General features: G+C 36.8%; 13 protein-coding genes and 1 tRNA gene. All 14 read right to left on the bottom strand.

Features of this window, described 5'->3' with window-relative positions; translation table 11 throughout:
- Positions 1–31 precede the first annotated feature (31 nt).
- Positions 32–107, bottom strand: a tRNA-Lys gene (locus tag ACSV5T_RS09220).
- Between the two features lie 74 nt (positions 108–181).
- The gene (locus ACSV5T_RS09215) at positions 182–484 is read right to left on the bottom strand and encodes a hypothetical protein (protein WP_438320886.1); all 303 of its coding nucleotides are present in this window, start codon (positions 482–484) and stop codon (positions 182–184) included.
- A 1-nt stretch (position 485) separates the two neighbouring features.
- A complete protein-coding gene (moaA, locus tag ACSV5T_RS09210; RefSeq protein WP_298697456.1) occupies positions 486–1,451 on the bottom strand; it encodes a GTP 3',8-cyclase MoaA in 966 nt (321 codons plus the stop codon).
- Positions 1,452–1,476: 25 nt separating this feature from the next.
- Positions 1,477–1,917, bottom strand: coding sequence for an MOSC domain-containing protein (locus ACSV5T_RS09205; protein ID WP_227721202.1), 441 nt, complete (start codon positions 1,915–1,917; stop codon positions 1,477–1,479).
- A gap of 218 nt (positions 1,918–2,135) precedes the next feature.
- Entirely contained in the window at positions 2,136–3,464 is a 1,329-nt protein-coding gene (locus tag ACSV5T_RS09200; protein ID WP_438320885.1) for a nucleobase:cation symporter-2 family protein, read from the bottom strand.
- A 246-nt stretch (positions 3,465–3,710) separates the two neighbouring features.
- A complete protein-coding gene (locus ACSV5T_RS09195) occupies positions 3,711–4,328 on the bottom strand; it encodes a cyclodeaminase/cyclohydrolase family protein (protein ID WP_438320884.1) in 618 nt (205 codons plus the stop codon).
- A gap of 159 nt (positions 4,329–4,487) precedes the next feature.
- The gene (locus ACSV5T_RS09190) at positions 4,488–6,158 is read right to left on the bottom strand and encodes a formate--tetrahydrofolate ligase (RefSeq protein WP_438320883.1); all 1,671 of its coding nucleotides are present in this window, start codon (positions 6,156–6,158) and stop codon (positions 4,488–4,490) included.
- A gap of 273 nt (positions 6,159–6,431) precedes the next feature.
- The gene (locus ACSV5T_RS09185; protein ID WP_119209118.1) at positions 6,432–6,620 is read right to left on the bottom strand and encodes a hypothetical protein; all 189 of its coding nucleotides are present in this window, start codon (positions 6,618–6,620) and stop codon (positions 6,432–6,434) included.
- A 103-nt stretch (positions 6,621–6,723) separates the two neighbouring features.
- The gene (ttdB, locus tag ACSV5T_RS09180) at positions 6,724–7,335 is read right to left on the bottom strand and encodes a L(+)-tartrate dehydratase subunit beta (protein WP_119207378.1); all 612 of its coding nucleotides are present in this window, start codon (positions 7,333–7,335) and stop codon (positions 6,724–6,726) included.
- Complete coding sequence (gene ttdA, locus ACSV5T_RS09175) at positions 7,335–8,237, bottom strand: L(+)-tartrate dehydratase subunit alpha (protein WP_156719049.1); 903 nt, start codon at positions 8,235–8,237, stop codon at positions 7,335–7,337. The genes ttdB and ttdA overlap by 1 nt, the downstream gene beginning before the upstream one ends.
- A 385-nt stretch (positions 8,238–8,622) precedes the next feature.
- On the bottom strand, positions 8,623–9,651 hold the full coding sequence (locus ACSV5T_RS09170) for an AraC family transcriptional regulator (protein ID WP_195186564.1): 1,029 nt from the start codon (positions 9,649–9,651) through the stop codon (positions 8,623–8,625).
- Between the two features lie 196 nt (positions 9,652–9,847).
- The gene (locus ACSV5T_RS09165) at positions 9,848–10,114 is read right to left on the bottom strand and encodes a SemiSWEET family transporter (RefSeq protein ID WP_004698672.1); all 267 of its coding nucleotides are present in this window, start codon (positions 10,112–10,114) and stop codon (positions 9,848–9,850) included.
- 396 nt (positions 10,115–10,510) lie between these two features.
- A complete protein-coding gene (locus ACSV5T_RS09160) occupies positions 10,511–11,533 on the bottom strand; it encodes an AraC family transcriptional regulator (RefSeq protein ID WP_438320882.1) in 1,023 nt (340 codons plus the stop codon).
- 14 nt (positions 11,534–11,547) lie between these two features.
- On the bottom strand, positions 11,548–12,606 hold the full coding sequence (locus ACSV5T_RS09155) for a zeta toxin family protein (RefSeq protein ID WP_174683256.1): 1,059 nt from the start codon (positions 12,604–12,606) through the stop codon (positions 11,548–11,550).
- Between the last annotated feature and the right edge of the window lies 1 nt (position 12,607).

The following is a 12,607-nucleotide window of genomic DNA, read 5'->3' as shown; positions in this document are numbered from 1 at the left end:
AGAAAAACCAGCACTACTGTGCGGGTTATTTTGGTGGACCACCAGGGGTTCGAACCCTGGACACCCTGATTAAGAGTCAGGTGCTCTGCCAGCTGAGCTAGTGGTCCATGACACGACTAATTATATGCCTATTTTATAGGAATGTAAAGAATATTTATTACATTCCTATAAAACATATACATCAATATTGCCTTAGCCAATCCTTCATCGTATTACAAGCCTCTGTAGGGAGTATATCACTAGTTCCTACGCAGTCAGCACCACTATACAGCTGAAGAACACTATGCGTACGGCTTACCTCTTTGACGATAATGTCTGTCACATCTGCCTTTGGCACATTAAATTGCAATCCATAACGTCCCTTGTAGATAATGACAGCAGATTTTGTATCGTATTCGATATGGACTTGAAGCATCTTGCCACCAGGCCAACATTCTTCAATATATTCCTTTGATCTTGGTTTTAGAAAATCAAAAAATCCCATATTATCCTCCAATGCGCCACATAGGACGTTCTGGTTGTTCCATTCCTACGCCATCATGACGTTCTTGCTTTCGTTGCAACGCACGTTCAATATGCAAAGCTAACTCTTCCTCGGTTGCACCATTGCGCACAAGAGATACGAGATCAGCCTCATCATCACGCAACAAGCATAAACGCATTTGCCCATCTGATGTAAGACGTACACGATTACATGTATCACAGTAGCTATGAGACATAGAAAAGATGAAGCCTACAGCCTTTCCACTTGGCAACGCTAAATACGTGGCAGGACCAAAACCATACACAGAGTGAACCTCTGTAAGAGGCCCCCCACTTACACGTTCCAATTGAGCTCGCCACTCATCAAAGGTCGGTCCATGGAATGCATCACCTTGGAATGGCATGTATTCTATAAATCGCCATACAACAGGCCATTTTTCTACATATTGTAACAAAGATTTGACTTCTTCATCAGACCAATGACGAGATAATACAGTATTAATCTTCACGGATTTAAAGTTTGCACTAATAGCGCTGCGAATACCATCTAGCACAGAATCTAGCTGACCTTCTTTGCCTACACAAGTAGCAAAGGCGTCGCTTTCAAGAGAATCTAGACTAATATTCACTCGGTTCAATCCAAGTTTTTTCAATCGTTGTGCTCGAGATGCAAGTAAGCTGCCATTTGTAGTCATGGAAATATCTTCAAACCAACCAGTATCCTTAATACGGGTTAACAGCTCTTCAATATGAGGATACAACAATGGCTCGCCACCAGTTAAGCGCACTGCTTTCACGCCGATACGATGGAAAGCACCTAAAATAGTCATCCATTCATCAACTGATAATAATTGTGTTTGACTTTGAGGTGTAATTTCAGCAGGTCGGCAATAGGGACAACAAAAATTACACGCATCTGTCAATGACAGACGTACATATTCAATTGTACGGCCCCATGCGTCTTTCATAACACACCTCGTTTATAATACAAAGTTATTTAATAATAGATACTTCATCACCTACGTGAATCGTACCATTTTTAAGGACTTTACCAAATATACCTTGTGTAGGCATAATACAAGATCCTACTTGTTTCATGATTTCACAACCATGATGACATTCCTTACCAATTTGAGTAATTTCAAGAATTACATCACTACCAATTTGTAATTGTGTACCTACGGCTAATTCGTAAAGTACCATACCTTCAACAGTGATATTTTCTGCAAAATCACCAGGTTTAACATCCGCCCCTTGAGCGCGCATATGGTCTATACTTGCAATGCCAAGCAAGCTGATTTGACGATGCCAGTTACCTGCGTGCGCATCACCTTCCATACCGTGATCTACAATAAGATTAGCGGATTCAATATTATGTTTCTTTTGCCCTTTTTTCTCACTAATAGAGATAGCAATAATTTTTCCGTCTGCCATGTAACCCTTCCCTTCTTATGGGAACATACCATATATACATAACTTTATTTCAACATGTAATTGCAACTAATTTTATAATTCTCATCTTACTGAAAGCACCACAAAATTATTCTACAATTATCTATCTATTATAGCATAGTATTCATTCAAATTTCCTATGAATTTAATCACTAAAAAAGAACTCTGCTCCAAGGAACAGAGTTCTCATATAATACGTCTTATCGGCGACCCATTTCTTTAATTTCGTCACCATGATTAACACCATTAAGTAGTAAGTTAAGCAAAATCGCCATAATACTACCAAAGGTAATACCAGATTTTAAAATAATTTGTGCCCAAGCAGGGAAATTAGCATAAAAGTTTGGCGCTGCAATAGGGATCATAGCTACACCAATACTGATTGCTACGAGCATTAAATTATGATTGCCTTCAAAGCTAACCTTACCCAAGGAACGAATACCACTAGCAACAATCATACCAAACATAGCAATACCAGCGCCACCTAATACAGCATTTGGAATACTAGCTACGATAGCCGCTAATTTAGGGAATAATCCCAACAAAATCAAAATCACACCAGATGCAGCAACTACAAAGCGGCTCTTAACACCAGTTACAGCAATAAGGCCCACGTTTTGAGCAAATGCTGTATATGGGAAGCTATTAAGAATACCACCGATAACAGTAGATACCCCATCAGCACGAATGATTGATGCCAATTCTTTACGACCAATTGGCTTATCTACGATTTCACCAATAGCAATACTATCACCAGTTGTTTCAACCATAACAACAAGCATTACGATAATCATGGAAAGCACAGAAGCCCAATCAAAGGTTGGTAAACCGAAATAGAAAGGTTCAATAACTGCAATCCAGCTGGAACGACCAACTTCGTCAAAGTTGGTAACACCCATTGCAAAAGCTATAGCTGTACCTGCAATTAAACCAATTAATACAGAAAGATTACTGAAGAAACCTTTTGCAAATTTGTAAACGAATACAACGATTAAGAATGTAAGGAACCCTAGCCCAATATTGGTAAAACTACCAAAATTCGGATTACCTACACCGCCACCCATCCAGTTAATGGCAACTGGCATCAAGTTAATACCGATAATGGTAATAATTGTACCTGTAACTACAGGAGGGAAGAGTCGAATAAGGCGACTAAAGAATGGGGCTATCAAAAATGTAAATAACCCGGCTATGATAATAGCACCATAAATAGCAGTCATACCATGCTGAGCCCCAATCATCGCCATAGGACCTACAGATGCAAAGGTAACGCCTTGGATCATTGGAATACGTCCACCAATGTTACCAAAACCTAATGTCTGGATTAATGTGGCAACACCGCAAGTAAATAAGTCCGCTGTAATTAAGCGAATCAAATCTTCCACAGGCAAGTGCATGGCCTGTGCCACGATAATAGGTACGGCAACGGCGCCTGCATACATGGCCAATACATGCTGTAAACCAAAGGCAAAGAGCTGTGGTATTGGCAACATACTATCGACCGTATTCATTTGTTTTTGATCTGTCATAATGTCTCCTACATCAAACCTCGAAATAACACCCATTTATTTTACACTATCGTTCGGATTTTAACAATAGAAAAAAGAGAACCTATTATTTTCAAAAGCAATAATAAGTTCTCTTTTTTATTTTTCCGAACATTATACTCTTAAAATTATAAATTATTCGAAATCGTTCAGGTTTTATTAATTAATATATCCAGATATCTATCAAGTTATTTCAAGCTATTATTTTAAATTGCTATTTTGAGCTAGTTATACATATAAACCTATAATGGCCGCCTCTTTCTCATCGAGATCTTTTTCAATAGCATTCATTTTTGTAGTTATATCAGTTACAAAGGCTTCGTCTTTAATACCAGATAAATTGATACGCACATTTAAGAATGCCGCCTTTACGGCAGCACGGGCATTAATAGCAGCAATAATACCATCTGTTATGAGGTTTTGATTGCCCTTGCGAGATGCCAAATCCGCCAAATCAAAGATTTGATACGCTAATTCACCGATTTCAAAGGGCACCATAGCCGCATCTTTATAAGCTTGCTGAATGGCTACACTGCGCGTAGCCTTTTCTTCATCAGTATTCTTTGGCAAACCTAATGCGTTCATAAAGATGTTAAATACATCCGCATCAGCTTGGGATAATTCAAGCATGCGATTACGAATAGCTTCTGCTTTACTTTGAAGGTCTTTCATTTCAGATTGAACCTCTTCGTATCCTTTTTTCCCAAAGGTTAAGTTTGCCACCATTTCAGCTAATGCAGCACCCGTTGCAGCTGTTAAAGCCGCAATGGCACCACCTCCAGGTGTTGGTTCTTTAGATGCAGTAGCGGCTACAAAGTCACTCACTTTTTGTTCTACTAATTTCATATCTATACCTCATGTAAAGGAGATAACAAGAGGAACCTTGTTATCTCCTTATAATTACTATAAAACTGTAACGGTTAAAACAATAAACGCTATAACTCTAATTAAAATTAGGCGTAAAGGTTAATCCGTTTTAGAAAGGCTAACTATAAGTATTTACTATTAGAATAAGCCTTTAATCGTACCATCTGCTTCTATATCCATATTGAGAGCTGCTGGGCGTTTAGGAAGACCTGGCATAACCATTACATCTCCTGTACGGCATACGATAAAGCCGGCCCCATTGGCAACGCGAATATCGGATACAGTGATAGTAAAGCCCTTTGGTGCACCGAGCAACGCCGGATTATCAGACAAGGAGTATTGTGTTTTCGCCATACATACAGGCAAACGATCGAGACCCCAATCCGTTAATTGTTTAATTTGCTTTTTAGCTTTATCCGTAAAGATAACACCATCACCACCATAAATCGTAGTAACGATCTTATTTACCTTTTCTTCTAAGCTATCTTCTACATCATATACGAATTTAGGTGTTGGTTTTGGACCTTCTAGCAATTCAACGACCTTTTTAGCCATATCGATGCCGCCTTCGCCGCCCTTTTCCCAACATTCATTAAGCTCAACAGGCACGCCGAATTCATTACACAAGCGAGTTAACTCAGCGATTTCCGCATCTGTATCGGTAGCAAATTTATTTATGGCTACTAGTACAGGTACGTTAAAGTAACGCATGTTTTCAATGGCTTTTTGCAAGTTGCTAAAGCCTTTTGTAACAGCCTCAACATTTTCTGTATTAAGCTCTTGTTTTGGTACACCACCATGCATTTTAAGAGCTCGTAATGTAGCTACGATAACGATTGTATCTGGGAAAATATCACCGTAGCGACATTTAATGTCGAGGAACTTTTCAGCACCTAAATCAGCACCGAAGCCAGCTTCTGTAACTACAATATCACCTAATTTAAGGCCTAATTTTGTAGCTACGATGGAGTTACAACCATGAGCAATGTTTGCAAATGGACCACCGTGAACGATGGCTGGCGTATGCTCTAATGTTTGTACGAGATTTGGTTTAATAGCATCTTTCATAAGAAGAGCCATGGCACCTTGGCAACCAAGTTGATGTACATACACAGGCTCACCTGCTAAATTACAACCGATTACAATGCGACCAAAACGTTCTTTCAAATCTTCTAAATCTTTAGCTAAGCAAAGAATAGCCATAATTTCAGAAGCAACAGTAATCATGAAATGATCTTCGCGAGGGAAACCACATACTTTGCCTCCAAGAGCAACTGTTACATTACGAAGCGCTCGGTCATTCATATCTAGAACACGTGTCCAAGATAATTGACGTAAATCGATTTGCAATTCATTACCTTGATGGATATGATTATCGATCATAGCGGACAACAAGTTATTGGCTGCTGTAATAGCATGCATATCACCTGTGAAGTGAAGGTTGATATCATCCATTGGTACTACTTGAGCATAACCGCCCCCTGCAGCACCACCTTTGATACCAAATACAGGGCCCAAGGATGGTTCACGCAAGGTTGCAATGGCATTTTTACCGATTTTTTGTAGACCTTGTACGAGACCAATGCTCGTTGTAGACTTACCTTCCCCTGCTGGTGTCGGTGTAATAGCCGTAACAAGCACCAATTTACCATCTGGCTTAGCTTCTAAGCGACGAATGGCATCAAAAGAAATCTTCGCTTTATAATGACCATATTGTTCAATATCATCAGGTGTTAAACCACATTTATCGGCAATAACCTGAATTTTTTCCATTTTATTCTGTTGGGCAATCTCAATATCGCTTAACATAAAGCCTCCTCGGCGCTATGGCCACATAAACCTATATAACAACTATTAGATAGACATATACGTTTTATGAGATATGTCTACTGTGAATGTATATTTGTACACTTACATTACTCTATTATATGTGAAAGTTCCTCTAATGTCTAATACTTATGTCTAACAATTTTAGTAATCCATCTAATATATAGCAAAATAAATACAATATACAGGTAATCAAAAAAGGCCCTGACGTAAATGTACATCAGGGCTTTCAATATATACCGAATACTTATCTTATTAGAATGGGAATAAGATTGGAAGTAAAATAAGTGCTACGATACTTGATACAACGATAAGTGGTAAACCAGCTTTCACATAATCCATGAAGCTATAACCAGCTATGTTGTATACCATAGTATTGGCAGGCATACCAATTGGTGTAGCATATGCCAAGGAGCCAAGAGTTATCATTACACTCGTATCCATATATACCTCCTAATACGTATAATATACCTAAAAAAGGGTACAAAAAAGGAGGATTGTACAAAATCCGTATAATCCTCCTATTTAGTTACATTTCACAATGCAATTATTTAATGAAGCCTACGTGTTTATAGAGCTCTTCTAACACCTCTTCTTTTTTCGCATTGTATTCTACTTTTTTATTTTCAAAATAGTTATTGCCATCTGCATCAATAGATACGATAAGCGGACCGAATTCTTTAACCTTAAAAGTCCACAACGTCTCACACATACCTAATTCACGCCAATTAGCAGATTCTACTTTTTCTACTTCTGTAGCAGCAAGAACTGCATTGCCTGCAGGGAATACACAGTGTAGTGCGCCAAAGTCTTTACATGCACGGGCTGTTTCAGGACCCATGCCACCTTTACCTACAATGAGACGTACACCAGTCTTTTTAACAAAGTCATATTCGAATTTTTCCATTCGCATAGATGTAGTAGGACCTACAGATACTACTTCAAATTCATTATCGCTTATAGTTCGAATAATTGGACCTGCATGAAGTATAGCCCCATCTTTAACATCAACCGGTAAAGTTTTACCTTCTTCTACCACACGACGATGCCCCATATCACGACTAGTTGTAATATGCCCAGTCAAATAAATTACATCGCCTGGCTTAATGCCTTCTAAATCAGATTTTTGAATTGGTGTAGTTAATATTTTCTTAGCCATTATAATGTCACTCCTTTATGAGATTTAACTGTGCAATTACCATCCTTATCAAATACGAGATCGCCGCGACGATGATTCCAACAACCTACACTAACAGCACAAGAAATAACAGATGGATGACGTGTACCATGTTCAATGTTAACACCTAATACAGTTTTATCCCCACCCATACCTTGAGGTCCAATACCAATCTTATTAATGCCATCTTCTAACAATTGTTCCATATAAGCCGCTTTTTCATTAGGTGCTTTTGAAGATACAGGGCGCATTAATGCCTTTTTAGATAATCCAGCAGCTGTATCAATAGTTGTAGCAATCCCTACACCTACCAATAGTGGAGGACACGCATTCAAACCATAGCTTGTCATCAAATCAAGAACAAATTTAGCAACACCTTCATAACCTTCACCTGGCATCAATGTTTTACCGGACCCTGGCAAGGAGCACCCGCCGCCAGCCATGTAAGGGAAGATTTCTACATCATCGCGATCAGGAATGATATCCCAGTGAATATAAGGTGCAGTGAGGCCAATATTTTTACCAGTATTAAACTCATCAAAAGTTTCTACACAGTTCAATCGCAATGGAGCTTCTTGTGTAGCCTTATAGGTTGCTTCTCTTAGGATATCTTCTAATTCTCCTAGTAATGGATAATTAGATCCAACCTTTACCCAGAATTGTAATACACCAGTATCTTGACAAGAAGGACGATTAAGCTGAGCTGCTAAATCCATATTATGTTGCATTGTCTCATAAATAGATTTGGCCATGGGATTTTTTTCATCCTGCGCCAATTCATGAATTTTTTCTTGTACATCATCAGGCAATACCTTTGCCATATAAGAAATGAAATTAGCTATCTTATTAGTCATTTCTTGTACTTGTTGTTCCTTCGTACTCATCGCAAACCTCCAAAAAGACTTCATTATTTAAGACGTGATTATTTATGTTTCGGAACCTTAGCTCCTTTCGATGATTTCATTGTACTCTTTTTACAGGATATAACTATCCAATTTATAAGTTGATTTTTGCTTGTGAAAGCACGCTAAATTCATACAAAATCACCTATATAATTATATTTTTACCTATGTAAAATATACAATTACACCTATTCAGAAATATCAAAAAGAGCACTACTTATCAAAAGGTAGTGCTCTTTCATCATTTATTTTTATATGCTTATCAAATATACAAAATCACCTATACCTAATGATTGTATATCCCCCTAATTTTAATTTTAAAAATCATAAAATTATAAGCAATTACAAGGAATTATAACAATGAAAATTATGATTGTAATTTTTTTACAACCAGCTCAAGTTCTTCTCTAACATCCTGTAACTTTTGATTAGCCTCTTCCAATCTATCCTTATTGATAGAGGCATCTTGATATGGTAAATAGGTTTGCAATATATCTATAATATCCTTTTCCTGAGTAGAGATAATTTCCTTCCAATCATGTAACTTTGTTTTACGCCCCATCTCTTTTGCTTGTTTTCTATATTCAGATGGTGTTGTATGGAAGTGCTTCTTGAAGGCCACATTAAAGGCTTTAATATCTGCGAAGCCACAGCTACTCGCAATATGAGCCACCCCATCCTCAGAGTTAGCTAAACGAACGGTAGCCTCTCGTAATCTCAACCGCAACAAATACTCTAAAAAGGAAACTCCTAATTGGCGTTTAAAGAACTGAGATGTATAGTTCACATTATAACCGCCAATTTTGGCAATATCTTCTAACTCTATCTTCTGCTTATAATTTTCATCAATATAGGCAATCATTTTATCAAAGGTAGCTACAGTCATATCAGCAGGCTTTGTATGTACAGGGATAGTCTTAACCGCATCAATTTCCCGATATATATCACTCATCATGGCTAAATAATGATTCTCCAAGCATAATTGACGATCAGTACTTTCACTATTTACCATTAACAACATCATTTGTGCAGCACGATGACGTAGTGATGTAAAGAATTCATTATACCGATTAGTTTTATCTGATCGCAATACAAATTGGTACATACCAAAGTTCGGATCAAAGTATTGGAAAAACTCCTTGCCTACATGAATAACAAGAGCCGTTGTATCCTCTTCTAATGCCAACGTAGCATGACCAACTTGAGGGGAAATGATAATTGTATCAAGAGGTTCCATCGTGAAAACCTCACTATTACAACTCATGTCAATTCTGCCCTTTAACAAGATCAACACCTCTACGCCACTATGCCAGTTGTAATGATATGTACTAACCTTATATATATCACTATTGAAATCTATATGATTGTGTTTGTATGTATAGTGAAAGTAATCCATAACAACGTAACCCCCCTCATAAAATCAAACAAATACCTCTCAATTATTTACATAAAAAATGCACCTCTTATAAATCTAAGAGATGCATTCATTATGATATATATAATTAACAACGGTCAACAGTAATTTTATATGTCATTAAAGTTATAGTTTTATATATCATTAACGTTATAGTTTTATGTTTCTATTCTTTAAATTACATAACCGCTGTAATAGCTGCTGCTAAGCCAAAAAAGATTCCTGGTGCATTAGCTAATGCTACTGGAATATCTCTATGTTCTTTGAATAAACCATACGCTACCCATAATGTACAGTTGATTGCAGCTACAAGTGGTTGGATCCAATCGCCAGTACCTGGATGAGCTAGGTTATGCATGATTTGTGGGAAGTAAGATACATACATAGCTACAGCAGTAACAGTTGCAACTTTACCTACGTTTTCCATAAATTTTACTTGATTCATATATCCTCCAAAATTATAACTTACTAATTTTTTACTCCTGATAAAGTATATTCTACTCAGTTTGGAGAATATAACTATCCAAATTAAAAGGTAGTTTTTATAGTAAAATCCACAGAAAAATATAGATTTCTCTCGATATATTGTATTTTTAGAGTGTATTGATATATAAATTCACCCAGAAAACACATGTAAAAAAGCACTACTTATCACCAGTAGTGCTTTATTTATAACTTTATAGGTTTTCTTAATATAGAAATTTACCCAATTCTATTCTTTCTATATATGTCATAAATTCAGCAAAAATAATTTGCCACAAAACGTTTATCCTAAGATTAGCTACTATAAGAATTAGTTACTATAATAATCTAGTTACCATAGAGATATAATAAAACATCTTTATAAATCCTTTACTACATCGGCTAACTTTTCTTTCAAAGCTTCCAATTTTTGGCTCATAAATTCCAATTCGCTCTTGGCTCGTGAATCATCTTCATAGGACAAGAATGAATGCAATACATCAAGTACATCTTGGTTGTCTACAGAAATAATTTCTTTCCAATCTTGCAAAACAGTTTTACGGCCAATCCCTTTTACTTGCTTACGATATTCTGTGGGAGTCATATTAAAATGCTTTTTAAAAGCCACATTAAAGGCTTTCACATCGGCAAAGCCACAATCGCTTGCAATTCTTGCGACAGCCTCATCCGTACTAGCTAATCGAACAGTAGCATCACGAATTCTCAACCGCAATACATACTCAACAAATGAAATCCCCATTTGTCGTTTAAAAAACTGCGATGTATAGGCAACATTATAGCCCCCTATTTTCGCAATATCTTCTAGCTCTATTTTCTGATCATAATGCTCATCAATATAGGCGATCATATTATCAAAAGATGCCGGTTTTATATCGCCAGGTCTAGCATTTTCGTGAACCTTTTTTATAGGATCAAATTCTCTAAATACATCACCGGCCAAAGCTAAGTAATGGTGTTCTATCCACATTCGATGTACTGGGCTTTCACCTTTAATCATCAATAACATCGTCATAGCAGCATGATGGCGTAAGGTTGTAAAGATTTCATTATGACGCGTACTATCATCTGAACGTAAAATAAATTGATACGTCCCAAAATCCGAATCATACTGTTGGTAAAATTCGTTACCTACATGAGTAACAAAGGCTATAGTATCCTCTTCAAGGGCTAATGTTGCATGCCCTACTTGAGGAGAAATAATTACAACATCAAGAGGTTTCAGCGTAAAAACCTCACCATTGCAACTCATCTCAACGCTACCTTTTAACAATATAAAAATCTCAGTTTCTGCATGCCAGTTATAATGATATGTACTAACCCTATATATGTTACTACTAAACTCTATGTAGTTATGTTTATATGAATAGTCAAAATAGTCCATTACACTTTTGCTCCCTAAGGTAATTTCGCTCTTAACTCCAGTTCTTGTGCTTTACCTGCATTTAACAAATCAGTTTCATCCTGTGTCCAAGTACCAAATAACACGTTCTCTACAATGGTGCCAACTGGTTCGGTACATTGTTTGGAATTATACACTTGTATTAAATTCCGTTTATATACTTGAATACTCTCAAATAATCCACTTTGTTCTAATTCATTAATATTAGATACCAAAGATTTCACAATTCCATCGTGATGCTCTTTAGGTGTAGCTCTGGCTTGTAAAGGATCCACTACTAGCATTTCTAAATATCGTAATTGTGTTGTCAAATAAGATAATTCCGGTTTAGTAGCAATCAAACAAAAGTCGACTGTATATCCTTTAGATTTTAATAATGTAGCTGTTTTAATTGGCACAGTTGCCGAGCGCAATGTCCCTTCAATAATTAAATTGTATTTCAAGGCGCTTAATTTATCAATCACAGCCTCTACCATCTTACCAGCAAACATTTTTGTGTACTCTACACTATCAACACCATATTTTTCTTGAAGCGCTCTAAAATGTGGGTGCTGCGCACGATAAGTGTCGCCATCTATAACAATATAGTCGCCTTTTGACTCCATCATTTTGACACGATGAATAGTTGTTTTCCCTGCCCCACTTTGGCCACCTAAAATAACAGCGTGAGGCATATTAGATATATTTTTATTTAACGTTAACAAATCAATAGTGAGTTCTAAAGCCTTGTCGAAATCTTCAGAGCTATAGGACTCAATACCTTGTAAATCACTAATTTCTTTAATATCACTAACAATATGAGAAGCTTGAATCATTGAATCCTTAATTTGGATTTCAATCTCTGTCATACGTTTTTTTAAAGATTCTAATTCATCAATAGATGTAACCAAATATAGTTCTGTATTAACAATATGAGAAAAGGCTTTTAAAAACTCTATACAATGATTAGTCCCACTTTCATCAACTAACTTGCATAGACGAGCTAATGTCTCTGCACTTTGTTCTTTTACAACCTCTATCTGTAAAGTTAAATTATATTGTTCAACGATGTTCATA

This window comes from Veillonella sp. ZSJB6 (assembly GCF_051549505.1).
In the GTDB taxonomy this organism is placed as follows: Bacteria; Bacillota; Negativicutes; order Veillonellales; family Veillonellaceae; genus Veillonella.
The sequence above is the reverse complement of the archived record's forward strand: the minus strand, read 5'-3'. Positions and strand labels throughout refer to the sequence as shown.